The organism is Rhizobium sp. SJZ105, from assembly GCF_007828365.1.
Lineage (GTDB): Bacteria > Pseudomonadota > Alphaproteobacteria > Rhizobiales > Rhizobiaceae > Agrobacterium > Agrobacterium tumefaciens.
In genome coordinates, this window is sequence record NZ_VIUP01000005.1 from 253,694 (window position 1) to 279,611 (window position 25,918).

The following is a 25,918-nucleotide window of genomic DNA, read 5'->3' on the forward strand; positions in this document are numbered from 1 at the left end:
TGATTTCCTCGTCGCGCAGACGCGTCAGCTGGACTTCTGTGACAAGCACAGAAATAAGGGAAGGTCTGTTCCTCCCCCCGGTTTTTCCTCTTATATTCGCCGCCCATCTGCCCCGAACAGATGCGTCTTCGCCAGATCAAACGCAAAGGGAATGGTCTCGCCGATGCGGATATGGCGCTGGCCGTCCAGCAGCAGGGTGGCGGGCTGGCCATCTGGGGTGCTGGTATAAACCACCGTCGAGCCGCCGAGATGTTCAACGAGCTGGATGGACGCATCGCCAAGCGAGGCCGATTGCGCCTGTGGGTTTACGTGTTCGGGACGAATGCCGAAAGTGAGTGGCTCGCCTTCCTCAGCCGCGACCGGCTTTTCGAGCAGAATGCGCTGGCCGGCGACCTCGATGGTACGGTTGGAGCTGTCGCCTGAAGCCACTTTCGCGGAAAGGAAGTTCATCTTTGGCGAACCGATGAAACCCGCCACAAACTGGTTGGCCGGATTGTTGTAGAGATCAAGCGGGCGGCCGACCTGCATGATGCGGCCGTCACGCAGGACCACGATCTTGTCGGCCATCGTCATGGCCTCCACCTGGTCATGCGTCACATAGATCATGGTGCTGCCGAGCGTCTGGTGCAGCTTGGCAATTTCGACACGCATCTGCACGCGCAGTTCCGCATCGAGGTTGGACAGGGGTTCATCGAACAGAAAGATTTTCGGCTCGCGGACGATAGCCCGACCGATGGCGACACGCTGGCGCTGGCCACCAGAAAGCGCCTTCGGCTTGCGCTGTAACAACGGGCCGATCTGCAGGATATCGGCAGCTTTCTGCACCCGCGCCTCGACTTCCGGTTTCTTGTAACCCGCCGTCTCCAGCCCGAAAGCGAGGTTTTTGTAAACGCTCATATGCGGATAAAGCGCATAGGACTGGAACACCATGGCGATACCGCGCTTGGAAGCGGCTGTTTCGTTGACCCTTTCGCCATCGATGCGAAGATCACCCTCGGAGATTTCCTCCAGACCGGCGATCATGCGCAGAAGCGTGGATTTGCCGCAGCCCGAGGGGCCGACGAAAACAGTGAACTCGCCCGGCTCGATCTTGAGATCGATGCCGTGGACGACCGGAAAGGCGCCGAACCGCTTGACGATTTTTTCCAGAGTAATGCTGCTTGCCATGCTATTTCTCCCGACCGTCGCGCTGCAGACAAGGCAGCCGCGACGGTGTTGATGTTCTGCAATTCGTTTTCGGTCCCGTTTCGTCCGTTCAGCGTTTCATTCCGGTGGTAGCGATGCCTTCAATCAGCAGCCGCTGGAAGAACAGGAAGAACAGGAAGACCGGTACCAGCGACAGGTTGGACATGGCGAAAAGCGACGTCCAATCCGAGCTGCCGGTGGAATCCACGAAGGATCTGAGGCCGAGCTGCACGGTGTAGGTGTTGATGTCGTTCAGATAGATCAACGGACCGAAGAAATCGTCCCAGGTCCAGATAAAGGAAAAGATCGCGGCCGTTGCCAGAACCGGCAGAGAGAGGGGCAGCATGATCTTCCAGTAGATGCGGAAGGGCGAGCAACCGTCCATCACCGCTGCCTCATCCAGCTCACGCGGAATACCCCGGAAGAACTGCACCATCAGGAAGATGAAGAAGGCGTCGGTTGCCAGATATTTGGGCACGATCAGCGGCAGCGACGTATTCACCCAACCCATTTCCAGAAACAGGATATATTGCGGGATGAGCACAACGTGATAGGGCAGCATCAAGGTGCCGAGCATCAGCGCGAACCAGAAATTGCGCCCACCGAACCGCAGGCGGGCGAAAGCGAAGGCGGCAAGTGAGCAGCCAACGACGTTGCCGATGGTGGCGAGCACCGAGATGAAGAACGAGTTCCAGAAGAATTGCCCGAAACTGACCTGAAGCCCGGTCCAGCCGCGAATATAGCCGCCAAAATCGACCGACGAAGGAATGAGCGAGGAGGAACCGAACAGCTCGTCCTGCGGGCGGAACGAACCCGAAATCATCCACAGGATCGGATAAAGCATCGCAAAGGAGGCAAGGATCAGCACCGCATGCAGCAAAACCGACATTAGCGGTGAGCGTTGCGGGCCTTGTCCCGGCCGGGGAGCGGTAACAGCGTCAGTCATCGTAATGCACCCAGTATTTCGCGCTGAGGAACGAGAAGGCCGTGAACAGCGCGATGATGATCACGAGAATCCAGGCAAGCGCCGAGGCATATCCCATGCGGAAGAAACCGAAGGCTTCCTGATAGAGATAGAGCGTGTAGAACAGCGTCGAGTTGATCGGCCCGCCCGTGCCTTCGGAAATGATGAAGGCGGGCGTGAAGGCCTTGAAGGCATCGATCGTCTGGATCACGGCGTTGAAGAAGATCACCGGCGTCAACAGCGGCAGCGTAATACGGAAGAACTGCCGCATCTTGCTCGCGCCGTCGATATCGGCGGCCTCGTACATATCCTGCGGGATTTGCCGGAGCCCTGCGAGGAAGATGATCATTGGCGAGCCGAACTGCCAGACGGACAGGATCACCAGCGTGTAGAGCGAGTAGTCCGGATTGGAAATCCAGCTCGGCCCCTCATAACCGAAAACCTGCCACAGGACCATGTTGACGAGGCCATCTGACGCGAAAAGCTGCCGCCAGAGAACAGCTATCGCCACGCTGGAACCGAGCAGCGACGGCAGATAGAAGATCGCCCGGTAAAGCGTGAGCCCCTTTATGCCGCGATTGAAGGCGAGCGCCACCAGCAGTGCAAAAATCAGCTTCAACGGCACCGAAAGCAGCACATAGGTAAAGGTGACCTGCATGGCGGCTGCGAATTTAGGGTCGGCAGTGGCGATGCGCACATAATTGGCCGCCCCCACCCAGTCCGGGGATTGAAGCAGGTCATAATTGGTGAAGGACAGATAAAGCGACACCAGCGCAGGCCCGAGGGTAAGACCGAAGAAACCGATCAGCCACGGCAGGAGAAACAGGTACGCGTGAACGTTGCGGTCCAAAAGCCGCTTCACGCCTGCCCGCTTCGGGAGAGCCGCGCCACGGCTCTCCTCCACGAGAGTTTCAGATCGAAAGGCCATCTGCCATCACTTCCGTTTAATGACGGTTTCGGATTCCTTGACGAGCCGGTCACCACCCTCAGCCGCCGAAATCTTGCCAAAGCCGATCTCTTCCGCTGTACGTTTCAGGACGAAGGCGAATTCGCCTGCACCCGGAGGGGGTGCCGGCGGCAGATCGCCAACGCCGGGGGTAATCTCGGCAATATATTCCACCATGCTCTTGCTGACGGCATCGAGCTTGGCGGTCAGCGCGTTACGCATCGATTCCGATGCCGGAACGCCGCGCTCCACACCCAGAACATCGACGCCCTGTGGTTCGGCAACGAGAAAGTTGATGAAACCGACCGCCTGCTCGATGCCGGCACTGCCATTGGCGACGCTGATGAGCATGGATGGTTTCAGGTAGTGACCGGAAGGACCATCCTTCTTGCTTTTCGGATAGGAGGTCATCGCCAGCTTGGCTTTGTTGAGTGCCTGATAACCGACAAACTGGTTGGAATGGGCAAATGCCGTTGCCGCCTTGCCCGTCGTCAGCGCGTTGGTTTCAATATTCAACTGGTCGAGCGCCTGAATATCGGCCGGCACGCATGCACCGCTCTTGCGCAAATCCGCCCACATGGTGAACCATTTGGTCGCGTCGGTCGGATCAAAACCGATACCGCCATCCTGTGTGTAGAGTGATTTGCCGTTCTGACGCAGCCAGTTCTCGAAGCTCGGCTCGACGCCGCTGGCATCGGCCGTGGCGTAATAGCCGGGCTTCGGCTTGTTCTTGCTGAGCTTGGCGGCGTTTTCGGCAAACTCTTCCCAGGTCTGCCCGATCGCTGGCGGGGTCGCGCCGGATTTTTCCCAAGCCGCCTTGTCGAAGAAGACAGCGCTGGAATTCACGCCAAGATTAACCCCGTAAAGCTTGCCGTCGACCCGACCGGAGTCGATGTTCATCTTGCCGAAATCTTCTATCTTCAGGCCCTTGCCAATATAGTCATCAAGGGGAGCAAGGGCGCCGCGCCGGCCATATTCGAAGATGTAGCGATAATCCATCTGGATCAGATCAGGCGCGTTGCGGCCTGCCACCTGCGTGGCAAGGCGCGGCCAGTAGTCGCTCCAGCCGGCAAATTCCCCGGCAATATCGAGATCCGGCTTGATTTGCTTATATGCGGCGATCGCCTTGTTGGTGCGATCCGCACGCTCCTGCGATCCCCACCACAACATACGCAGCCGCGCGGCCTGAGCCTGCGCCGAGCCACCTCCCAATGTTGCGAGTGAAAGGGCCGCAAGCCCTGCTGAAAGCACACTTCTCCTGTGAAGCATCACGGGCATTGGCAACTCCTCCCTAATTGACTGCCAAATTGATGATGGGGGTAAACGACTATTGCCGTTTTATAACTAATTGGTTACATGGGAACACTGATCGCCAACATTGTCAAGCGGGTGCTAAGATGGACGAAACGACGAAAAACCAGCTGCCCGATCCGGCCGTCGAGGAAACGCCTGCCCCCAAGCGCAAACGCGGGGCGGCACAGGTGCGAAACCCGGAGAGAACACGCGCCGCCATTCTTGAAGCCGCCCGCCGCGAGGTGGCCGCAAAGGGCCTGGCGGGCGCGAGAATCGATGTCGTGGCGCGGCGTGCCGGCACCAACAAGCGGATGATCTACCATTATTTTGGCGACAAGGACGCGCTTTATCTCGCCGTTCTGGAGGACGCCTATCGCCACATCCGCCACACCGAACGGCGGCTGGACCTGACCCGCAAGGCGCCTTCGGAAGGCTTGCGGGAACTTGCGCTTTTCACCTGGCATTATTTTCTGGATCACCCGGAATTTCTGAGCATTCTCGCAACAGAAAACCTCAATAAAGCCCGATATCTCAGGCAATCCGCTACGATTGCGGCAATGCATTCAAACTTCATTTCCGAGCTTGAGGACGTGCTGCGGCGCGGCCGCGATACTGGCGAATTCCGTGACGGTCTCGATCCGATCGACGTCTATCTGACGATCGCCTCGCTCGGCGCCTTTTATCTTTCGAACCGATTCACGCTGTCGACGATCTTCCAGCGCGACCTGACCGACCCCGCCGAACTTGAACGCTGGGGCCAGCATATCGTAGATACCCTGCTTGCTGCGGTGCGGCCGGTCTGAGCCGTAAAAACCGAATTTCCCTTTAACAACAGCGACGACGCGCCATTCGCATCCGCGAAGCGCGTCTTTTCCTTTTGCAGCGCGGCACAAACCCGTGATTTCTGCCGCCGCAAGTGCATGTGAATTTCCTGCCAAAAACACCTTGACAGATCGCATCCTTCACGATCACAAATAACCAAATGGTTACAAATTGCCATGTTTGACGGAAGCGGCTTTCGGGAAAAGGCCGCCTTGGGAGGAAATTCATGAAACGTATCGGCGTCATCATGCACGGCATCACCGGCCGCATGGGTTACAACCAGCACCTCGTGCGCTCCGTTCTCGCCATTCGCGATCAGGGCGGCGTGGTTTTGAAGAGCGGCGAAAAGGTCATGCTCGACCCCATTCTGGTCGGCCGAAACGGTGCGAAAATCGAGGAAATCGCTAAAAAGCACAATGTCGCGCGCTGGACGACCGACATCGACGCCGCCCTTGCGAACCCGGATGACACGCTTTTCTTCGACGCCGGCACGACGCAGATGCGTGGCAGCCTGCTCGAAAAAGCTATCAAGGCGGGCAAGAACGTCTATTGCGAAAAGCCGATTTCCGACAGCGTGGCGGAGGCGCTGGCAATTGCCAGACTGGCAGAAAGCGCCGGTATCAAACACGGCGTGGTGCAGGACAAGCTGTTCCTGCCCGGCCTTCGCAAGCTGGCAATGCTGCGTGACAGCGGCTTTTTCGGCAAGATCCTCTCGGTGCGCGGCGAGTTCGGCTATTGGGTTTTCGAAGGCGATTGGCAGCCGGCGCAGCGTCCTTCGTGGAATTACCGCCTGAAGGATGGCGGCGGTATCATCCTCGATATGCTGTGCCACTGGCGTTATGTGCTCGATAATCTATTCGGACCGGTGAAATCCGTAAGTTGCCTCGGCGCCACCCATATCCCCGAGCGTTTCGATGAACAGGGCCACGCCTATGCGGCGGATGCCGACGATGCCGCCTACGCCACCTTCGAGTTGGAAGGCGGCGCCATCGCCCATATCAACTCTTCCTGGGCGGTGCGTGTGCGCCGCGACGATCTCGTCACGTTTCAGGTTGATGGCACGCATGGTTCGGCCGTAGCGGGTCTCACCAAATGCTGGACCCAGCACCGCACCAATACGCCGAAACCGGTGTGGAACCCTGACCAGCCCCAGACCATCGATTTCTACAAGACCTGGCAGGAAGTGCCTGACAACGTCACTTATGACAACGGTTTCAAGGCGCAGTGGGAAATGTTCGTGCGTCACCTCGTCGACAACGACCTATGGCCCTATGGGCTGATGGAGGGCGTGAAGGGCGTGCAATTGGCCGAACTGGGGCTGAGATCATGGAAGGAACGCCGCTGGCTCGACGTTCCCGCACTTTCCTGAGGAGGCGACAGTGAGCGAACTTAAGCTTCCAAAGGACGACCGCAGCATCGAGGTCTACAGGCTATCAGGCGCGCCGGTCGCCATTGAGAAACGAAGTGCGGCGGATTTCAATCGTGTCGCCTTCGCCGCCGCCCATGTGGTGGCCGATCCCCTCGCCGACAACGATCCATGGTTGACGCCCGCCATCGACTGGGACGCTACCCTGCGCTTCCGCCACCGCCTTTGGGACCTCGGCCTGGGTGTTGCGGAGGCCATGGATACGGCCCAGCGCGGCATGGGACTGGCGTGGCCGCAGGCGCAGGAACTGATCTCCCGTTCGCTGAAGGAAGCAGCCACCCGCAAGGATGCGCTGATCGCCTGCGGCGTCGGCACGGATCATCTTGAGGGCGGCGGATATGACCTGAACCAGATTATCGACTCCTACCTGGAACAGCTTGATTTTGTTCAGGGAGAAGGCGGGCGCGTGATCCTGATGGCAAGCCGGGCGCTCACCGCTGCCGCCCGCTCCCCGGACGATTATCTCGAGGCCTATGCCAAGGTTCTTTCCCGTGCCGAGAACAAGGTGGTTATCCACTGGCTGGGAGAAATGTTCGATCCTGCGCTTGAGGGCTACTGGGGTGCCCGCGACCATATGGCGGCGATGGACACCTGCCTTGCCATGATCGAGGAGAATGCAGACAAGATCGACGGCATCAAGATTTCGCTTCTATCCAAGGAAAAGGAAATCGTCATGCGCCGCCGCCTGCCCGCTGGTGTTCGCATGTATACCGGCGACGACTTCAATTATGCCGAACTGATCGCCGGTGACGAAAAAGGTCATTCGGACGCATTGCTCGGCATTTTCGATGCCATTGCTCCGGCGGCATCCAGGGCGCTCGCCAGCCTGAAGCGCGGTGCGGATAATGAATTCTTCGACATTCTGGAGCCAACGGTGGCGCTTTCGCGCCATATCTTCAAGGCGCCGACCCGCTTTTACAAAACCGGCGTGGTGTTTCTCGCCTATCTCAACGGCTTGCAGGACCATTTCACCATGGTTGGCGGGCAGGAAAGCGCCCGCTCCACGCGGCATTTCGCCGAGCTTTTCCGGTTGGCGGACAAGGCCAATGTGCTTGCCGAACCGGATGTGGCGACGCATCGCATGAAGCAGTTTCTGGCTGTCAGAGGCATTGGTTAAGCGCGAGAGCGAAGGTGGCTGGAGGCCTTCGCAAAAGGGAGGAGTACCGTTATGGGCGTTGAGGGCCTTTCAATAAATTTTGCCACCGTGCGGCAGGGACGTTCCTTCGGGGCAATCGTGGATGCATGCCTTGCGCATGGCATCACCACCATCTCTCCTTGGCGCGAGCAGGTTCACGCTGCAGGCCTTGCTGAAGCAGCACGCATTGTCGAGCAGAACGGCCTTCGTCTCAGCGGCCATTGCCGGGGTGGCTTTTTCCCCGCCCCCGATGCAGAAGGCCGCAGCCGCGCCATCGAGGACAATAAACGCGCCGTGGACGAAGCCGCCGCCATGAAGGCAGATTGCCTAGTGCTTGTCGTGGGCGGCCTGCCCACCGGTTCTCGAGACTTGAAAGGTGCACGGCAGATGGTGGAGGACGGCATGGCCGAACTTCTTCCCTATGCGAGGGCAGCCGGCGTGCCGCTCGCCATTGAACCGTTGCACCCCTTTTATGCCGCCGACCGCGCCTGCTTCAACACTCTGAAACAGTCGCTCGACCTCTGCGACCGGCTAGGTGCTGGAACCGGTGTGGCCATCGACGTCTATCACGTCTGGTGGGACCCAGAGCTGGAGGAACAGGTGGCGCGCGCCGGGCGAAACGGGCAGATACTGGCACACCATATCTGCGACTGGCTGGTGCCGACCACCGATCCGCTCAACGATCGCGGCATGATGGGCGATGGCGTGATTGACCTGAAGGCATTTCGCGCCATGATCGAGGCCGCCGGCTTTTCCGGTCCGCAGGAAGTCGAGATTTTTTCGCATCGTTGGCAGGCACGCCCGGTGGACGAGGTTCTGTCCACCGTCGTCGAGCGCTTTAAAACCGTTTGTTGATTGGGTTCGGGAGTAAGGAAATGCCTGAAAGGGTGAAACGCAAACGTTATGCACTGGTCGGCACCGGCAATCGTGGCACCACCATGTGGGGGCGCGAACTTCTGGCCGGGTGGAGCGACTATGTCGAACTGGTCGGCATTTGCGACCTGAACCTGATGCGCGCAGAACGGGCCCGCGCCATGATGGGGTCGGCCGCTCCGCTTTACGACGACTTCGATCGGATGATGGCCGAGCAACGCCCGGAACTGGTAATCGTGTGCACGCCCGATGATACTCATGACGACATCATTATCCGCGCGCTCGAGGGCGGTGCCGATGTCATCAGCGAAAAACCCATGACCACCACCCCGGAAAAGATTGACCGCATCCGCGCGGCGGAGGCCAAAAGCGGCCGCCGTGTCGACGTTTCCTTCAATTATCGCTTTTCACCGACGGCGGCGCGCATCAAGGAGCTGATCGACGATGGCGCGATCGGCACCGTTACCTCGGTAGATTTCCACTGGTATCTCGATAACCAGCACGGTGCGGATTATTTCCGCCGCTGGCACGCTTTCACCGAACATTCAGGCAGCCTGTTCGTCCACAAGGCGACGCACCACTTCGATCTTCTGAATTGGTATCTCGATTCCGACCCGGTGGAAGTGAAGGGCTTTGGGCAACTGCTGCATTATGGCAAGAACGGACCGTTCCGGGGAACGCGCTGTCGTACCTGCCCGCACAAGGACGAGTGCGATTATTTCATGGATCTCGGGGCCGATCCGTTCCTGGACGCGCTTTACGAGGACCCATCGACTGTGGATGGCTATATGCGTGACGCCTGCGTCTTTCGCGAGGAGATCGACATCCCCGACACGATGAGCGCCTCGATTCGCTATGCGAACGGCGTGCAGGTCTCCTATTCGCTCAATACCTATATGCCGATCGAGGGACACCACATCGCGTTTAACGGCCATAAAGGACGCATCGAGATGCGCCAATATGAAAAGCAGCCGTGGACTGAGCCCCCCGCCGACGAAATCCTGCTGGTGAAAAGTTTCGGTGGCGGTGTCGAGCGTATCTGGGTGCCGCATGAGCCGGGCGGCCATTATGGCGGCGACAATCGCATGCGCGACATGATCTTCAAGCCCGGTTCGAACGACCGGCTGCGGCAGCGGGCGGGTTCGCGCGCCGGCGCAATGTCCGTGCTCTGCGGCGTAGCCGCATTGAAAAGCGCCCGAGAGGGTGGTGCAGCGGCGGTGAAATCCCTGCCCATCTAGATATTTTCGGCCTGCGGTGCTTTCAACGTCGGTCCGCAGGCCGCAATTGCCAAAAAAGAACGGATAACATTCTGCAGATTACGCGCTTCCTCCATACCGGTAAAACGACGATCGGGGGAAGAAAGAGTTAATCATGTCCAGTTTCGAATCCTTAATTCCGCTCATCATCATCGGCACCAGCCTGATCCTTTTTTTCAAATGGGTGGGGCGCGATATGAACAGGGAAGAGAAAAAACCGAAATCGCGCCGCTGACGCAGGAAGAGACATCGGAACCGACAAGTGCAATCGCCAGATGGCGCATTTTTCCGCATCGGCCCATTGCAAAATCAAAAATTGAGGCTATATTCGGCAAATCGACAATTGCTTGTGACGTCGCTCCTGGGACTCTACGTTCCCGTCGGATTTCCTCTCAAATAATCGATCTAATTCCGCAAGGTATCGCGGAAACCAACAACGATTACTACGAAAGGAAATCGTTATGAACACTGGTACTGTAAAGTGGTTCAACGCCACCAAGGGCTTCGGCTTCATTCAGCCTGACAACGGCGGCACGGACGTTTTCGTTCACATTTCGGCTGTTGAGCGCGCAGGTCTGCGTTCGCTGAACGACGGCCAGAAGATCACCTACGACATCGTGCAGGACCGCAAGTCCGGCAAGAGCTCCGCTGACAACCTTCGCGCAGCTTGATTTGTCATCGGCCCCGCTGGCTACGCATGTACCAGCAGTGGCGCTGAGTGATTGTGAGAGGTCGGGTTAAATCCCGGCCTTTTGTTTTTTTGGCCATGGGGAGGCTCTCATGCGCAAAAATCCTTATCGTTCCGGCGATGCTATCTTTCTGAAGGCGGGCGTACTTGGGGCCAACCAGCCCAAAGGTCCAGGCCGGGTCGTAACGGCTCTGCCAGAGACACAACAAGGTGCGGTTCGCTACAGGGTGCGTTTCCAGCACGAGAACTTCGAACGTAATATAGCGCTCGATGAAATCGATGTGGCTGCGTCTTCATCGCGGCCCGTGGAAATCGAAGGCTCGTCTTCGCGCGTTGCGGGATCGAGCTGGATCAATTCGAATACGATCAGAATCAAAAAATAGCAGCGATGGCTGCGTTAAGGAGATAAGTTGCAGGTACTCGTCAGGGATAACAATGTAGAGCAAGCCCTCCGCGTCTTGAAAAAGAGGATGCAGCGCGAGGGTATCTTCCGTGAGATGCGCGCACGGGAATCTTACGAAAAGCCGTCGGAAAAGCGTATCCGCGAAGAAGCCGAAGCTGTGCGCCGCCACCGCAAGATGGCGAAGAAAAAATTGCAGCGCGAGGGATTGCTTCCTGCTCCCAAAAAGGTTGCCCGCGCTCGATAACTGTCAATTCGCTCCGCAAAGGAGAATGCCATGACCGCGACTAAAGAGGCTGTTTTCAAACCCGGAAAGCTGTCCTCGCAGGACAAGGCATCCATAACGGACAAGGCGGCGAAACAGATCATAACCGCCGAATCCGACCAGCGCGCCAAGAAGACGGAACGGCTTCGCCAACTTCGCGAAGCTCAGGAGGCGGCAATCGTCGCCCCTCCACCCACCCGCACCAAAAAGTCATCCGGCAAGAAATAACCCGGTTGCACTTTTTGACGTCGCCTTTCCGAAAAACTTCTTGAACCTGATACGCAACAGGCGCACGCTTCGCCTGTCAGCAATCCGCTGAAGAGTGCTGGTGTTTGAGGGCAGAGTGTCCTCGCCCCCAAAAGAAAGGAGGACGAGATGTCTTCCGAGTTTTATTCATCAAGCCTTTCACGGAACCTCGTCCGCACCGGCGGTTTGGGTTACCGGGAAAACGCATCGCTTCGCCTGCTTCTCAGTGCCGCCGAAGAAACAGCCATGCGCCTGGATCAGGATCGCGGCGCATCCTCCGGCTTTGCGGCGTTTCCTGATTTTGGCCTCCAGCCCGACATGGTGCGGAGAACCTTCTACGCAGGGCGTATCCGCCTCTCCAAACCGACCCTTCCCTTCGGGAAACTTCCGCTTAACGGACTGCCTTTCCCCTGACGATGAAACCGCCCCGCAGCCTGCCTGCGGCGCGCGATCATGCCCCGGACCACACAATATCCAATATCTCTTCAATACCAGGAGGACACCATGGCCAAGGGTCAAGTACGCAGCAACAAAGAAGTCCGCAAACCGAAGAAGGACAAGACGAAAGCTCCGGCTGCGGCACCAGCTGCCGGCACGCAGGTCAAGTTCGCAAACTCCACAACTGCGGATGGCAAGAAGAAGTAGGATTGTTCCGGACAGCCCGCTCATAACAGCGCGACGCACCGGCACGAATTGCCAAACCGCGACCCGATACGCTAAGGGTCGCGACAAATAAAACATGTAATGGAAATGCGGACTTGTTTTGGCCACATTGCTCTTCTATAAAGTTCATACAGCAACTGCTGGTGAGCGCAAAATATGTCGTTCGCAGTTGTTTCCGTCGCTTTAGACTTTTGACCACGGATGTACTGGCACTGGTGTTAATGGCGATATGAGGAAGGTCGGTGCAATATTGCCCCGGCCTTTTTTGTTGTCTGCCCTGGTGAGATAAAGAATGTTGCCGCACCGGTCACATACTCGTCAAGGGCTATGGAATTAACTTGCCTATTGCGCGCAAAGAGCGCACCCTTCCCCATCGGTACTTAAAGGGCGTTACCGCCGTCAGGCATCCTTGCCGTCTCAAGCCCCATTTGCACATGCCTCCCGTCTACAGCGCCCCGTGCGGAATTTCCCAGGGCGCGTTGAGGCACATGCCCCCCGAAAACCGGCAACGGTCATCGACCGCACCGGCGTATCGTTTCAAAGCGTTGGAGCGTCCCGTGCAGCCTTTTAAGGGCGCGCGCGAGGCTTCGGCTTTCTGAACCAGTAAGAAAAGAGGCCATCATGTCTTCTGCGCCCCGTAACTGCCTGATCTCCTCTCAAGATCTCGAAATGCTCCAATTGGTCCTCGAGAGCATCGGTTTTAATCACCTTTCCGACGATGATGACAAAAAGCTCCATAACAGAGCCGCCCGCAAGGTTATTGAATTATATCAGGATGGTTTGACCGATCCGGCAGACCTCACCGACGAAATGCGTTTCCTGTTCGGCGTGCAGAAACACGACCGCATCAAGCCGTGGAAGCCGCTCCCCCGATATGCAATCCAGGGCCTGCCACTGCTTTACCACCGCCATTGAGGGGAGAGAGCAGATGCGCGAATATATCATGGTCAGCACCGGCCTGTGGCTGGGGCTATTTCTGACCTGGTACCTCGTTACCATGTACGATACGGCGGATAGCGTCTTTACGGCGAACACCGTTCCGTCGCTACCGCTGCTGCTGACATCGGCCGAATGCGAGACCCAGTTCGGCATTCTTTTTTCGATGACCGAAAAGCTTTTGAAGGCAGGCGGGCCGATAGTTCCCGACGACTTGCGAAAGAACATAGAGCATTGCATTTCTTCCGATGAGGCAAGCCGCCTGAAACTCAAAGACAATCAACTTATCCGGCTTTTTCCCTGAAGCGCCTCCCGAAGCGGACGTTGTTCGCCAAAATCACTGGTAACAATAATGACTTGGCAAATGAGATATATCAGGAGAAACTGATTTAGTCGGACATCAGTCCGAGAGTTTGCGTCTGCGTGGAGGGTGAGTATGACGTATGACTGGAGCGGCCGCAGAATGCGCCGCATGCGTGCCGCGAAACTGACGATCATCAGTCTCGTCGCGGCCTTTGTTATCACGGCTCCAATCTTCGCGCATTACTGAAGCCCGCAGCGACAAGACGCGATCACACCGGTTGCCCGACCCCTGCCCGCTTTCTCAGGCGACCTTTGAGCCATGTCTGCACTGGCTGATCAAAATGGACCGTCAGGTACCATGACAGACACGTCGTCCCTATCAGGAAAGCGACACCGACCGGCAAAGCGATGTTTTCCCTATCAACGGCAGGCACCAGAAAATCCGTCCAGGCCAGCAGCGGAATATGTAGCACATAGACGGCGTAGGAAGCTGTGCCGAGAAACGTCGACAAGATTCCCACCCTGCGACCCGGCACTATCCTGCTGGCTACGAACAATACCGTCGGCCAGACGAGCAGAACCACCGCGAGATCGAAGAAAGGCCGAAGCTCACGCGAAATTGGCACGGCGAGGATGACGCAGACCAGCATAAGACAGAGGGCCGCCTGGATGGGCTTCAGCTCGGTTATGCGATTGCGGAAGCGGTAAACCAGCACGCCTGCGAAAAACGAGAAAAACACCCTTCCCATGCCGGCATACATTTCGTGCCATCGAAACCCCGCATGCAACTTCCCAAACTCAGCAGCCGCCACGACAAGGACGCAGGCGCTGACAGCCAGCACCACGATTGTCTGTTTCGTAGTCGCCCGCACACCCCACCGGCCATAAACCGCATTCACCACCAGCTCGTTGAAAAGCGACCATGCCGGGCTCACCAGAAACAATGCGCCGTTCAATGTAAGCGTGAAGGGTGCCGGAACAAAAAGAAGTCCAGTCAACAACGCGATCGCCAGTTCGCCGGGATTGATGTGGCGATGAAGATCATCGATCGGCGTCGGCAGGCCCAACAGATAGAGGCAGATGAAATAGGACGCCATCAACGCCAGCCCCAGCCCATACAATGGATAAAGTCGCGCAAGGCGCGCCTTCATAAAGAAGCCCGGCGTAATCGCCCCTTCGCGCAGTTTCATGCTGTAGGCATGCGCCAGCACAAAACCGCTCAAGGCGAAGAACAAATCGACGGCGAGATAGCTCGAAGCGTCGTCTCTCCCGAAAAACTGTTCGGCATGGCGATGTACGATGAAGAGCGCAGCTACGCCCCTTATGCCATCGAGCAATATGAAGCGTTCCGGGGAAGACTGGACCATGGGCGTTGATGCTCGACAGGACTGGATTATAATTACTTCACGAAAACGAGGTTTACAGCGCAGCGGTTCATCGCATCCAGTCAAAAACTGTTCAACGTCAAACATACCCCGAATTCTTATGGGCAATTCCCCATGAGCCACGCTCTTTCGCAGCCGTCAAAGGCATGCTACGTCCGAATGTCATCGATGCTTTAACCTTCTGACTCTGTGTACCACGCCTCGCAAAAACCGGTTTCGATTTTAGCAAGTGTCCTGGGCGCAAATTCAAACGGGTTGTTCGGCGGCAAACAACTTTCGCGGAGTCCCACCATGTCCACCATCGCCGACCGTATTAAAAAAATCATCGTTGACCAGCTTGGCGCAGATCCCGGCACGGTTGTCGATGACGCCAATTTTGTCGACGATCTCGGTGCCGATTCCCTCGAAGTGGTTCAGGTTGTCATGGAAATCGAGGAAGAATTCGGAGTGGAAATCCCTGATTCGGCCGCAAGCACAATCCTAACCGTTGGCGACGCCATCCGCTTCATCGAAAAAAACAAGGCTTGACCGGCAGCGGCGGATATCAACCCGCCGACAGGGCCGCAACAGGATCGAGGTTCGATGCGTTGCGGGCCGGCAGATAGCCGAAAACGACGCCTATCAGTGTCGAGCAGACGAAGGCAGCAATGATCGACACCGTGGAATAGACCATGGCGAAATTGCTGCTGAAGGCGGAGAAAAGCGCCCCGAAGCCGAAGCTGCCCAAAATTCCCAGCGTTCCGCCGATGATGCAGACGAGCACTGCCTCGATCAGGAACTGGCGCAGTATATCACTGCGCCGTGCGCCGACTGCCATGCGCACGCCGATTTCGGACACACGTTCGGAAACGGAAACGAGCATGATGTTCATCACCCCGATGCCGCCGACCAGAAGCGAAATCACCGCGATCGCCGCAACCAGCAGCGTCATGGTCTGCGTTGTACTGGTGATGGTCTGGCGAATATCGTCAGTGTTGAGAATGTAGAAATCCCGCGTTCCATGCCGCTGGGTGAGAAGAACCGTCACCGCCTGTTCGGCAATTGCGGCGTCAATATCGTCACTCACCTGCACCGTGATGCTGCGCAGCGACAGGCTGCCGAGAAAGCGTGACTGGACGGCAGTATAAGGCAGATAAAGTGAAAGGTTCTGGCTTGAACCGAAACCGCCCTGCTGCGCCTGCGTGATGCCGACGATGCGGGCCGGCACCTTGCCGATGAGGATGACCTGACCGATGGGGCTGCCGTCGAAATCCGCAAACAACGATTTGCGGGTGTTCTCATCAATCACCACCTCCTGGGCTTTCTGCACGACGCTTGCGGTATCGAAAAAGCGCCCTTGTGACAGCTTCGTGCCCTTGGCGACGAAATACCGCTCGCTGACACCATTCACAAGCGCATTAGCCTCCTTCGCGCCGAAACGCACCGTACTGGAGGTCGAGACCGTGGGCGTCACAGCCGCGACATAGGATTGTTTGGCAAGTGCCTCGGCGTCGGAGACGACCAGCGTGGTGATCTTGCCCGACCTAATGTCGCCAAAATCCTTGCCCGCGAAGATTTCCAGCGTGTTGGTGCCGAGGCTTGAGATATTCTGCAGCACGCGCTGCTGTGACCCCTGCCCCAGCGCCACGACGCTGATGACCGAGGCGATGCCAATGATGATACCGAGCATGGTAAGAAAGCTTCGCAGCTTGTGCGCCTGCATCGACAGGAGCGCCATGCGCAATGCCTCCCGCAGCGAGGATACGAGACCAGCGAGACTGGAGGCCCCGCCGGAAACCATAGAGGGTTTGGCGTCATCCTTCCGAACCGGCGCGGCATCCGCCCTGCGGTCTGAAATTATGGCGCCGTCGCTGATTTCGATGATCCGTTCGGCACGTCGTGCAATTGACATATCGTGCGTGACGATAATGACAGTGCGCCCTTCGGCATGCAGCTCGTCGAGGATGCGCAACACCTCGTCGCCGCTCGCGCTGTCGAGCGCACCGGTCGGCTCGTCGGCAAGAATGATTTCGGCATCGTTCATAAGGGCGCGCGCGATGGAAACGCGTTGCTGCTGGCCGCCGGAAAGCTGGCCCGGACGATGATCGAGGCGGTCCGCCATGCCAAGGCGACCGAGCAACCTGGCGGCATCGCTCCTGCGATCGCTTTGTGAATTTCCGGCGTAGATCGCCGGAATTTCGACATTGCCGAGCGCTGTCAGTTCGGCAAGCAGATGGTAACGCTGGAAGATAAAACCGAGATTTTCTCGCCGCAATTCCGAAAGCTGGTCTGCATCGAGATTGCCCGTCTCCCGGCCCCTGATGCTGTAGCTCCCTGACGTCGGCCGGTCGAGGCAACCGAGAATATTCATCAGCGTCGACTTGCCCGATCCGGAAGCGCCGACGATCGCCACCATCTCGCCGGCCTCGATGGTGAGTTCGATATTCTTGAGTACCGTAATCGTACCTTCACCGGACGGATAATCCCGCCGCACGGATTTAAGGCAAATCAGAGGATCAGCCATGGTTCAAAATCCCATCGGCGGGCCGCCAGGCCCCGGCATGGCGTTTTTGGTGGTGTCGATGGAAAGTTCGCCGGTCACCACGCGCTCGTTCTCGGCAAGGCCGGAACGCACTTCCGCCGTGACCTTGTCGTTCAGACCGATTTGGACCCTGCGTTCGGAAATTCTGCCATCGGTGTCTACCACACGCACGGCATAGTCATCGTTGGCGCCCTTGCTACCAAGGGCCGCCGCCGGAACGGTCAGCACGTCCTTGGCTTCACCAAGGACGATATGGACCTCCGCCGTCATATACGTGCGCAACTTGCCGTCCGGGTTCGGCACTTCGAACACGCCATTTTAATAGATCGCCTCCGACGACGAGGTGCTGGAAGAGGACGATGTGGTCGAGGAAGACGTCGAGGAGCTGAAGCTGGAATCGCTGCGCACTGATTCAGGCGCCGGTTCAATGGACGTAAGCGTCGCGTCGTAACGCTGCTGCGGCTCACCCAGCACCGTGAAGTAAACTGGCAGGCCGGCTTTTACGCGCGTCACATCCGCTTCGGAAATTTCCGTGCGCACCGTCATCCGGTCGAGCTGGCCTAGGATCACGATTGTCGGCGCGGACTGCGTGGCGTTGACGGTCTGCCCTTCCTGACTGACGATAGACAGAACAGTGCCTTCGATGGGCGCGGTGATCCTCGTATAGCCGAGATTGGCCTTTGCCGTTTCGACAGCGACCTGCGCCTCCTCGATCTGGGCGTCGATCGCTTCGATCTGCGCCTGGGTGACTGCGAGCGCTGCAGTGGCGCTTTCGAAATCCGCACGGGAGGCGGCATTTTTTGACACCATTTCCTGTTGGCGGACAAGGCTCTGGCGGTTGAGAACAAGCGTCGCCTGTTTCTCCACTCGCTGCGCCTTCACATTGGCAAGCGCTGCCAGCGCCGTGCGCAGGCTGTTATTCTGGGTAACGGAATCGATCTCGGCAATGAGATCGCCTGCCTTGACCGTATCTCCAAGTGCGACCTTGACGGCGGTGATGCGACCGGAGGCCTGCGCGCCGACGGCCACCAGACGGACGGGTTTGAGCGTTCCAGTCGCCAGAACCGTCTGCTCGATATCACCGCGCTTCACAGACGAGGTGATATAACCGGGCGTTGCGGCCCGCGTATATTGTGACGAAAACCAGTAGCCACCCAGGGCGAGCGCGACAACCGTCAGCGCCACACCTGCTTTGCGAGCCATTTTCATCGTCCTGTCCTGTCCGGCCGGTCTACTCAAAAGAAGAAACCGACCTCATGTCGTGTTTCACAAGGATGAAGCCGTTGTCTGCTTCGATCCATTCATAGGCGGCAGCGGACTTTCTGGCGGATGCCTTGCGGCAGGTGTCGCCACGACACTTGCGATGTGCATTTTCGCGCCGATCCTTCGCACAGACGGGTTGGTGCCGCTGTTCTTCCTGCCGGGATTTCGCCGGTGGATCTCGCACCGGCCTGTCACCGGCCGCAGCAACCGACCAGACGAAGCTCAAACCAAAAACCGTCGCCAGCATCAGGTAGAAATATCTCATCATCATCTTCTCGCTTGAAAATCACGCGGGGGATCGCAGGCGAGCGATCCCCCGGCTTCAGCCGTTTCCGGCTGATTTCCTCCTTTGCTGGGGGGCTATTAAAGGAGGAAACTTTGAAGAGTGGAGTCAGCCCCGCTCTGCCTGAGGCAGCGGCTGCATCCCGTCGCCATGCGGAGGCTCGACACGACCGTCTCGTCCAGGGCGATGATGCGGGACAGGAGGCGGAGGCGGAGGCGGCATCAATGCGCGTTCGAGTTCAGCAAGCTTCTGCACCTGCTGCGGCGAAAGTTTAGGTTTCAGCGCAGCTGCTGCGTCCTGAAGTGCTTTAGCCTGTTCTGCCTTGTTCATTATAAGGCCGGCCAGCTCCTCACCGGCAAGACGCGGCTCCAGCCCCGTCTCACCCGGTCCCTTCGGCGGCAATGGCTTGCGTTCCGAAGTGGGCAAAACAAGATCGATCAGCGCAGTGGCATAGGCGCGCCACGGACCAAGCTGTTCAGGTGTGACGCCGAGATAGATTTCCGCTGCCGAAAGTTTCGTCGCCAACCCCAATATATCCGGCCCCATCATATCCGGGCGGAGCATCTCAGGCCCGACCATCTCGCGGCCATGCGGCAGCCTTTGCTCCGGAGCACTATTCGAACCGAAGTCAGGACTGGCGAGGAGCGGCACGGCCTGTTCCGATGCCTGCGGCGCCGGTTCACCCTGCTCCGCAGCCCGGGAGGTGGCCGAAGCGCCAAGAACAGTTGTCACGACGACGGCGGTGGCGATTAGAGCGTTTCTCATCTTACCTTCCTTTTCGTTTTCCAACCTGAGAAGACGATAGGAGCTAAGCGTTTCCGGCCTTGGTCCGAATGTTGCCGGTCTTGTTCCACGCAAGGCCTATTTGTAACCGAATGTTGCCGGAGCGGCCGCAGCAAGCTTTCGTTGCAAAAATCCGCCGTTTCTTTGCGCCGCTTATGTATAGTGGCATCAAAAGGTTGGACGATATGGCGACAGTTTCGGTGACACATATTTTGATCGTGGATGACGATCCGGAGATACGCACATTGCTCGCGAAATATCTCGGCTCGCAGGGGTTTCGCGTTTCGATGGCAGCCGACAGGCGAGAGTTCGAAGAACAGTTCGCCTGCTCCGATCCGGATCTCATCGTGCTCGACGTGATGCTGCCGGATGGTTCCGGCCTCGATATCTGCCGCGATCTGCAAGGCCGCCGGCCGCGCACGCCCGTTATTCTCCTGACAGCGCTCAAGGAGGATGTCGACCGGATCGTCGGGCTGGAAATCGGTGCCGACGACTATCTCGGCAAACCCTTCAATCCGCGAGAACTGACGGCGAGGATCAAGGCCGTGCTGCGCCGCGCAGCACCTCAGGAAGCACCTCGCGGCTCATCCACCGCCTATGGTTTTGCGGACTTCACCGCCGATCCGGAACAGCGCTCCGTCATCCACGCCGGCGGTGAGAGGATCGAGCTGACGGGGGCGGAGTTCGATCTGCTGAAAGTCTTCCTCGACAGGCCCGGCCGGCTTCTTTCGCGCGATCAGCTTCTCGACCTTACGCAGGGCAAGGACCGGGGACCGTTCGACCGCTCCGTCGACGTATTGATGAGCCGGTTGCGCAAGAAGCTCGAAACCGATGCCCGGGCTCCGATCTTCAAGACCGTTCGCAATGGCGGTTACCAGATGACGGTTCAGGTCAGAACCCTGCCGGTGCATCGATGAGCTCGCTCAGAAACCGTATCGCCGCACTGTTGATCGTCTCCATCATCGCGGTCATCGCGCTTGCGACTGTGGTGGCCGATCAGACATTGCAGCCGCCGCCGCCAGATGCCACCATCGAGCCCGTTGCCCGCAGCCTTGCCTTTGCCGTCACCATGGCCGAACGCGACCCCTCGCTGCAACAGCCCGGCTATTTCCGCATCGAACAGAAGCCGCCCGAAGGTGATCTCGACGGAATGCTTTCGGAGTTTCTGGAAAAGGCCCTTGCACAGGTTGGCGAGCCACGCACCGCAATTGTGATCCGCGCACCGGGAAATAATGCCCCGGTGGCGGCTATCGCGCTGGAAAAAAGCGGATGGCTGGTCGCGGAAATTCCCCATATGGGTCCTCCCCCGGGCGGCTGGAAGATTTTCGGCATGTGGATCGGGCTGATCATTCTTGGCAGTGCTGCTGTTTCCATCTTTGCCGCCAGAAAGATCACCCGCCCCCTCGACATGCTGGAAAACGCCGCAGCGAGCATCGGACCAGACGGTTCGCTGCCGCATCTTTCGGAAACCGGGCCGGGTGAAATCCGCGCGACGGCGCGGGCCTTGAACGAACTCGCCCGCCGCCTGAAGGCGGCAATGGAAAGCCGAATGCGCCTCGTCGCAGCCGCTGGCCATGACTTGAGAACCCCAATGACCCGCATGCGCCTGCGGACAGAATTCATCGAAAACGACGAAGAGCGGGGCAAATGGCTGGCGGACCTCGAGGAACTGAACGCCATCGCGGATAGCGCCATTCTGCTTGTGCGCGAGGAAGTGAGCCAGGATACCGTCAAGATGATCGATATCGGTAGGCTTCTCGGCGAAATCGTCAGCGAACTTTCTGATCTCGGTTACGCTGATGCCCTCGACTTTATGAAACCGGAAGCCGCCATGATCATCAAGGCCGCTCCGCTTGCGCTTAAAAGAGCCTTGCGCAACCTCATCCTCAATGCCGTCACCCATGGCAAAACGGCACGGATCGATCTAACCGAGGACGAGAGCGAGGTCGTCGTTACAATCCGCGATGAAGGCCCTGGCATTCCGCAGGAACTGATCGGCCGGGTTTTCGAGCCCTTCTTTCGGGTCGATCTCGGGCGGCGAAAGTCGATCCCTGGTGTGGGGTTGGGTCTTGCCATCGCCAGGGAAATCATCGAGCGCTTCGGTGGCACGATCACAATCGCGAACCACAAAAAACAGGGCCTGATCCAGACGGTGATCTTGGCAAAAGTGGCATGATCTCATGCCACAAACACCCTATGCCCGTTAAGATGACCGCACCGTCATGCCAAAAGCAGGCTTTCGGCATAGGCCATCATCAGCGGCCCGACGCCTTTGGCGTCATCGGATACAACCGGCTCGGTCAGGTAATAATCCGGAGACCCATCGCGATAATTGCCCTCGAAGCCGCCAAGGCCCGCGACATGCACGATGCCGGTAAGACGGACGATACCCTTTTCGTCCACCTTGAGCTGTCTCTCAAGCAGGGCCTCAAGCGCGGACCGGCCCGCCGAAAGAGCCGCATTTGCCTCCTCGCCCTTCAAAAGCCCCAGCCGCGCAGCCCGCAGTAAGGCATAAGCGAACATCGCCGAAGCGGAGGTTTCCTCGTAGTTTCCGGCAAGATCCTGTTTGTCCAGCACCTGCATCCAGAGACCGGTTTTAGTCTGCCGGGCAACAATACCGGCCAGAAGCAGGCCTGCGCGTTCCCGAAGTTCGATCGTTGCGCCATCAGCCGGCAACATCACCAACGCATCGACCAGCGCCATCGCGAGCCAGCCGACGGCGCGGGCCCATACGGCCGGGGATTGGCCGCTCACGGGATCGGCCCAGCGCTGGTTGCGGCTTTCGTCATAACCATGGACATAGAGCCCACCGGCATCCGCCGTCAGCGTGAGTGCTGTTGAGAATTGCTGTAGCGCATCGTCGATCAGTTCGGCATTGCCAGTCGCCTGCGCATATTCGATCTGGAAAGGAAGTCCCATATAAAGGCCGTCCAGCCAGACCTGATGCGGATAACGCTTCTTGTGCCAGTAATTACCGGAACCCGTACGCGGATGGCTGCGGAGTTGACCCGCAAGATGTTCCGCCGCAGCGAGATAACGCGGATCGCCCGTTTCCGCTGCCAGAGGAAACAGAATGCGACCGGCAAGGATGTGATCGATATTGTATTCCCGCGGATCGTAACCGGCGAGCACTCCGTCTGCCGCTATCTGGGTGTCCGCCAGACGATGCAGATGTTCGTTCCAGCGCCGGTCGCCGGTCGCTTCGAACAGGTGCTGCAAACCCCGATAGACACAGCCATCCTCATAACACCAGCTCCCGCCCTTGTAGTGCCTATAGCGGCTGGCGAATTGATCAAAATAATCAGTGGCTTTCATGGGTTTTCTCGATTGAAATCTGTGAGTGGGAAATGCCAGAGGCGCTCAGCAGCGCAGGATCGTCGCAAATGATTTCAGCCTGTTCGAAAACGATCCCCTCATGCAGCATGGGGCGCACCCCATCGGCCATGATCGGCGGTGTGGCCACGGCTGCAGGATCACGCGAGACGATTGTGAGATTGCGAATGGCGATATTGCGGATTGGGGCCTCCGCTAAACCGAGAAAGACGCCGGCGGCATGTGCCAGATGGCGGATTTCCACATCTTCGACAGTAATTCTGTCGATAAACGGGGTCCCGTCGTCGACAGGTGCAGGGTCTCGCGACTGCACCCAGCCGTCATGCCCATCGGCATCGCAATGGTAATGGGCATTGGCGGAAAGCGCGGTCTGCACGCCATCCAGCAACACGCGGCGCATGGTGATATTGCTGACTGAACCGCCACGGCCCCGCCGCGTCTTGAGACGCAGGCCGCGATCCGTGCCAACCATGTCGCAGTCCTCTACCGTTACGTCATGCACGCCACCCGACATTTCCGAGCCGATCACCAGCCCGCCATGGCCGCGCTCCATCAGGCAATGGCGCACGCTGACGCCGCGTGTTTCCGCCAGATGGTCGTCCTCGCCGTTCGGCCCGCGTTTGCCTGCCTTCACAGCAATGCAATCGTCGCCGACTGAAAAGCGCACGCCTGATATCGTCACGTTGCGGCAGCTTTCCGGGTTGAAACCATCGGTATTGGGGCTGTTATGCGGAGCGCTGATTGTGAGACCCGCCGCTTTCAGGGTCTCGCATCCCTGTGGATGGACCGTCCAGGACGGTGCATTGCGAATGGTGAAACCGAAAAGCCCGACATTGCGGCAGGAAACGAGATGCAGGCCGCGCGGTCGGCGCGCGCCGTCACGGGTCTCTTTCGGCCAGCTCCACCAGTCGCCTCTGTCGCCGGAACCATCGAGAACGCCTGTGCCTTCGATCACGAGATTGTCTGCGCCGATGGCATGGACCGGCGCGGCGAAACAGGCATCCGGTAGCCCTTCCCAACTGCCGAGAATGCGGCCCGTCTCATCGCGGGCAGGCAGGATCGGCCAGCCATTGCGGGTGGAGGGTGCGCGCAGCACGGCCCCTTCCGCAAGATGAAACGTCATGTCGCTTTTCAACCGCACGGGAAACGCTGTCCAAAGGCCGGCAGCAAATCGCAACGTGCCGCCCGCAGGCACGGCGGCAACTGCCTCTTCCAGAGCGCGGGCGTTGGCGCGTGCGCCGGCTTCGTCGTCAAGCGCAATATCCGGCGTCAGCGAAAATGCCGTCGCCTCGACAAGCCCCGCGCAGGGCGCTGTCCTGAACTCCAGGCTTGCGAACCCATCCGCTTCGAACACATACCGCGTATCCGGACGCAGATCATGCAGCAGCGTCACCACGGTGGCGGTTTTTCCGGTTCGTAGATCACCATCTTGCGAAGTCAGCCGCCATGCCGTCTGCGGCAGGTGATATCGCGCACCGGGTACAGCGAGGCAAAGCGCCGCCGTTCGCGCCGAAAGCGCGATGATAGAGGGTTCGTTCATGCTCGTTTCTCGTTGTTCGTGCATGTCCCGCCAAAACAATCGGCGGGAATGCCCATGTCACCCGGCAACCGGATAAAGAGCCCGCCGCCGCAGGGGCGGCGGGCCATTGTCGTCAATCGAATTTGGCCAGAACGTCATTGGTGGTATCGATGATCTGCTCAGCCGCCTCTTCCGCCGTCAGCTGGCCATAGGCATATTCCTCCAGCGTATCGATGAAGCCGGAGCGGATTTCCGGATGTTCGTTGAAGGGCGAAACTACCGGTCCAGATGCCGCCATGACGATGGCGTTGGCGGCGCGCACTTCCGGCTCACCCTTGTCGCCCAGACGCTGCGCCGCAGCCTTGGAAGCAGGCAGGCCGCGAGACGTGCCAAGCGCATCGATGCCCTCAGGCTCGTTCAGCAGGCAGTTCAGGATTTGCGCTGCCGCTTCAGGGTTCTTCGAGTTTTTCGAGATAGAAAAGACCATGGAAGGCTTGCGATAAACGCCTTCCGTTACGGCATCGGCGAGCTTCAGCATCGGCACGGGTTTCAGCACCTGCCCATCCTTCAGGGGATCGGCATATTTCGAATAGGTGGAATCCCATTCATAGGAACCAGCGATACGGCCTTCGGACCACGACGGCTTTTCATAAAGATTGACGTTGCCATCGGCCGCTTCCTCTTTCTGGGAGCGAATGGAGCCGGTTTCCACCAGCTTGCCGACGAACGAGATACCTTCCGCCAGTTCCTGCGGCGTCCAGGCGACACGGTTGGTCTTGGGGTCGACCAGATCCTTGCCGGTTTTCTGCACCACGGCGAGTGTCACGAGAAGCTGGGCAGTCTCCTTTACGGCGTTGAAGGTGTAATGATCCTTGCCGAGCTTTTCCTTGATGGTTTTTGTTGCCGCGAAGAATTCATCCCATGTTTTGGGGATTTCAACACCAGCCTTCTCGAAGGTGGTGGCGTTGAAAAAAAACACGCGGCCGGTGGTGGAGACTGAAAGGCCCTGAAGCACCCCGTTCATAGAACCCGCTTCCAGATCCGTCTCGGCCCATTGCGAAAGATCGAGAGGTTTCAGCTGACGCAGATCAGCAAAACCTTCACCATTCTTGGAAAACAGCGGCAGCCATGGCCAGTTCACCTGAACGATATCAGCCTCCGTCTTGCCTGCCATTTGCGTGGTCAGTTTTTCCAGATATCCATCGAAGCCGGTAAACTCACCTTTGACCGTGTGGCTGTATTTTTCACCGCAGGCGGCAATCGCCTTCTGAGTGGCGACATGACGGCTTTCGCCGCCCCACCACGACATACGCAGTTCCGCGGCACCCGCCGCAGGCGCAGCCACCGTGGCCAGATAGGCAGCACCGGCCAGCATCGCCATTGTTCTCGTCATCTTCATTGTTATTCTCCTCCTCGAAAAATCAGGCACG

Annotated in this window: 27 protein-coding genes and 1 pseudogene; 16 read left to right on the forward strand and 12 right to left on the reverse strand. The window is 58.4% G+C overall.

Translation table 11 applies throughout. The annotated features are described in order from the left end of the window. Nucleotides 1-90 precede the first annotated feature (90 nt). The 4 genes from FB593_RS17720 to FB593_RS17735 form a co-directional block, all read right to left on the reverse strand. A complete protein-coding gene (locus FB593_RS17720) occupies nucleotides 91-1,167 on the reverse strand; it encodes an ABC transporter ATP-binding protein (protein WP_003517850.1) in 1,077 nt (358 codons plus the stop codon). Between the two features lie 88 nt (nucleotides 1,168-1,255). After that, nucleotides 1,256-2,131, reverse strand: coding sequence for a carbohydrate ABC transporter permease (locus FB593_RS17725; protein WP_025595962.1), 876 nt, complete (start codon nucleotides 2,129-2,131; stop codon nucleotides 1,256-1,258). After that, nucleotides 2,124-3,077, reverse strand: coding sequence for a carbohydrate ABC transporter permease (locus tag FB593_RS17730; RefSeq protein ID WP_003517854.1), 954 nt, complete (start codon nucleotides 3,075-3,077; stop codon nucleotides 2,124-2,126). The genes FB593_RS17725 and FB593_RS17730 overlap by 8 nt, the downstream gene beginning before the upstream one ends. Before the next feature lie 6 nt (nucleotides 3,078-3,083). Next, a complete protein-coding gene (locus FB593_RS17735) occupies nucleotides 3,084-4,373 on the reverse strand; it encodes an ABC transporter substrate-binding protein (protein ID WP_013761393.1) in 1,290 nt (429 codons plus the stop codon). Nucleotides 4,374-4,492: 119 nt separating this feature from the next. Between FB593_RS17735 and FB593_RS17740 the strand changes: the two genes are divergently transcribed. From FB593_RS17740 to FB593_RS17800, 13 genes are all read left to right on the forward strand, one after another. Continuing rightward, on the forward strand, nucleotides 4,493-5,191 hold the full coding sequence (locus FB593_RS17740; RefSeq protein WP_003517856.1) for a TetR/AcrR family transcriptional regulator: 699 nt from the start codon (nucleotides 4,493-4,495) through the stop codon (nucleotides 5,189-5,191). A 245-nt stretch (nucleotides 5,192-5,436) separates the two neighbouring features. Beyond that, nucleotides 5,437-6,579, forward strand: a complete 1,143-nt coding sequence (locus tag FB593_RS17745; RefSeq protein ID WP_162632792.1) for a Gfo/Idh/MocA family protein — start codon at nucleotides 5,437-5,439, stop codon at nucleotides 6,577-6,579. Nucleotides 6,580-6,589: 10 nt separating this feature from the next. Then, complete coding sequence (locus FB593_RS17750) at nucleotides 6,590-7,753, forward strand: dihydrodipicolinate synthase family protein (RefSeq protein WP_111802998.1); 1,164 nt, start codon at nucleotides 6,590-6,592, stop codon at nucleotides 7,751-7,753. 51 nt (nucleotides 7,754-7,804) lie between these two features. Further along, entirely contained in the window at nucleotides 7,805-8,626 is an 822-nt protein-coding gene (locus FB593_RS17755) for a sugar phosphate isomerase/epimerase family protein (protein ID WP_065663057.1), read from the forward strand. A gap of 20 nt (nucleotides 8,627-8,646) precedes the next feature. Then, a complete protein-coding gene (locus tag FB593_RS17760; RefSeq protein WP_025595955.1) occupies nucleotides 8,647-9,882 on the forward strand; it encodes a Gfo/Idh/MocA family protein in 1,236 nt (411 codons plus the stop codon). 479 nt (nucleotides 9,883-10,361) lie between these two features. After that, nucleotides 10,362-10,571, forward strand: coding sequence for a cold-shock protein (locus FB593_RS17770; protein WP_003517872.1), 210 nt, complete (start codon nucleotides 10,362-10,364; stop codon nucleotides 10,569-10,571). 109 nt (nucleotides 10,572-10,680) lie between these two features. Next, complete coding sequence (locus tag FB593_RS17775; protein WP_003517874.1) at nucleotides 10,681-10,971, forward strand: hypothetical protein; 291 nt, start codon at nucleotides 10,681-10,683, stop codon at nucleotides 10,969-10,971. A 27-nt stretch (nucleotides 10,972-10,998) separates the two neighbouring features. Further along, nucleotides 10,999-11,235, forward strand: a complete 237-nt coding sequence (rpsU, locus tag FB593_RS17780) for a 30S ribosomal protein S21 (protein ID WP_003517876.1) — start codon at nucleotides 10,999-11,001, stop codon at nucleotides 11,233-11,235. A gap of 30 nt (nucleotides 11,236-11,265) precedes the next feature. Beyond that, nucleotides 11,266-11,481 (forward strand): hypothetical protein, encoded by a 216-nt coding sequence (locus tag FB593_RS17785; RefSeq protein WP_111802999.1) that lies wholly within the window; start codon nucleotides 11,266-11,268, stop codon nucleotides 11,479-11,481. Nucleotides 11,482-11,628: 147 nt separating this feature from the next. Next, entirely contained in the window at nucleotides 11,629-11,913 is a 285-nt protein-coding gene (locus FB593_RS17790; protein WP_025595953.1) for a hypothetical protein, read from the forward strand. 90 nt (nucleotides 11,914-12,003) lie between these two features. Further along, a complete protein-coding gene (locus FB593_RS27555) occupies nucleotides 12,004-12,144 on the forward strand; it encodes a hypothetical protein (protein ID WP_003517881.1) in 141 nt (46 codons plus the stop codon). 639 nt (nucleotides 12,145-12,783) lie between these two features. Then, nucleotides 12,784-13,077 (forward strand): hypothetical protein, encoded by a 294-nt coding sequence (locus FB593_RS17795; protein WP_013761399.1) that lies wholly within the window; start codon nucleotides 12,784-12,786, stop codon nucleotides 13,075-13,077. Nucleotides 13,078-13,090: 13 nt separating this feature from the next. Beyond that, on the forward strand, nucleotides 13,091-13,402 hold the full coding sequence (locus FB593_RS17800; protein ID WP_003517885.1) for a hypothetical protein: 312 nt from the start codon (nucleotides 13,091-13,093) through the stop codon (nucleotides 13,400-13,402). Between the two features lie 268 nt (nucleotides 13,403-13,670). On the opposite strand, the gene FB593_RS17805 is transcribed toward FB593_RS17800, so the two are convergent. Beyond that, nucleotides 13,671-14,768, reverse strand: a complete 1,098-nt coding sequence (locus FB593_RS17805; RefSeq protein ID WP_041694625.1) for an acyltransferase family protein — start codon at nucleotides 14,766-14,768, stop codon at nucleotides 13,671-13,673. Between the two features lie 309 nt (nucleotides 14,769-15,077). On the opposite strand from FB593_RS17805, the gene FB593_RS17810 reads away from it, so the two are divergent. After that, nucleotides 15,078-15,314: an acyl carrier protein gene (locus tag FB593_RS17810; protein ID WP_003517889.1), complete on the forward strand. Its 237-nt coding sequence runs from the start codon at nucleotides 15,078-15,080 to the stop codon at nucleotides 15,312-15,314. A 16-nt stretch (nucleotides 15,315-15,330) separates the two neighbouring features. On the opposite strand, the gene FB593_RS17815 is transcribed toward FB593_RS17810, so the two are convergent. From FB593_RS17815 to FB593_RS17830, 4 genes and pseudogenes are all read right to left on the reverse strand, one after another. After that, a complete protein-coding gene (locus FB593_RS17815; protein ID WP_111803000.1) occupies nucleotides 15,331-17,289 on the reverse strand; it encodes a MacB family efflux pump subunit in 1,959 nt (652 codons plus the stop codon). A gap of 3 nt (nucleotides 17,290-17,292) precedes the next feature. Then, a pseudogene (locus FB593_RS17820) lies at nucleotides 17,293-18,516 on the reverse strand (efflux RND transporter periplasmic adaptor subunit). A gap of 22 nt (nucleotides 18,517-18,538) precedes the next feature. Then, entirely contained in the window at nucleotides 18,539-18,835 is a 297-nt protein-coding gene (locus FB593_RS17825; RefSeq protein WP_111803029.1) for a hypothetical protein, read from the reverse strand. 126 nt (nucleotides 18,836-18,961) lie between these two features. Continuing rightward, complete coding sequence (locus tag FB593_RS17830; protein ID WP_111803030.1) at nucleotides 18,962-19,618, reverse strand: hypothetical protein; 657 nt, start codon at nucleotides 19,616-19,618, stop codon at nucleotides 18,962-18,964. A gap of 203 nt (nucleotides 19,619-19,821) precedes the next feature. Here FB593_RS17830 and FB593_RS17835 point away from each other — a divergent pair, with 203 nt between their 5' ends. Next, on the forward strand, nucleotides 19,822-20,553 hold the full coding sequence (locus tag FB593_RS17835) for a response regulator (RefSeq protein ID WP_210200295.1): 732 nt from the start codon (nucleotides 19,822-19,824) through the stop codon (nucleotides 20,551-20,553). Then, nucleotides 20,550-21,812 (forward strand): ATP-binding protein, encoded by a 1,263-nt coding sequence (locus tag FB593_RS17840; RefSeq protein WP_145166812.1) that lies wholly within the window; start codon nucleotides 20,550-20,552, stop codon nucleotides 21,810-21,812. Before FB593_RS17835 ends, FB593_RS17840 begins: the two co-directional genes overlap by 4 nt. A 44-nt stretch (nucleotides 21,813-21,856) precedes the next feature. Here the strand turns inward: FB593_RS17840 and FB593_RS17845 are convergent, their stop codons facing one another. The 3 genes from FB593_RS17845 to FB593_RS17855 all read right to left on the reverse strand — a co-directional run bounded on the left by FB593_RS17845 (nucleotide 21,857) and on the right by FB593_RS17855 (nucleotide 25,887). Then, nucleotides 21,857-22,951: a glycoside hydrolase family 105 protein gene (locus FB593_RS17845; RefSeq protein ID WP_111803002.1), complete on the reverse strand. Its 1,095-nt coding sequence runs from the start codon at nucleotides 22,949-22,951 to the stop codon at nucleotides 21,857-21,859. Further along, the gene (locus tag FB593_RS17850) at nucleotides 22,938-24,509 is read right to left on the reverse strand and encodes a glycoside hydrolase family 28 protein (protein ID WP_145166813.1); all 1,572 of its coding nucleotides are present in this window, start codon (nucleotides 24,507-24,509) and stop codon (nucleotides 22,938-22,940) included. Before FB593_RS17850 ends, FB593_RS17845 begins: the two co-directional genes overlap by 14 nt. A 112-nt stretch (nucleotides 24,510-24,621) precedes the next feature. Further along, nucleotides 24,622-25,887 carry an ABC transporter substrate-binding protein gene (locus FB593_RS17855; RefSeq protein WP_111803004.1) on the reverse strand — a complete coding sequence of 422 codons (1,266 nt, stop codon included), beginning with the start codon at nucleotides 25,885-25,887 and terminating at the stop codon, nucleotides 24,622-24,624. Nucleotides 25,888-25,918: the final 31 nt, after the last annotated feature.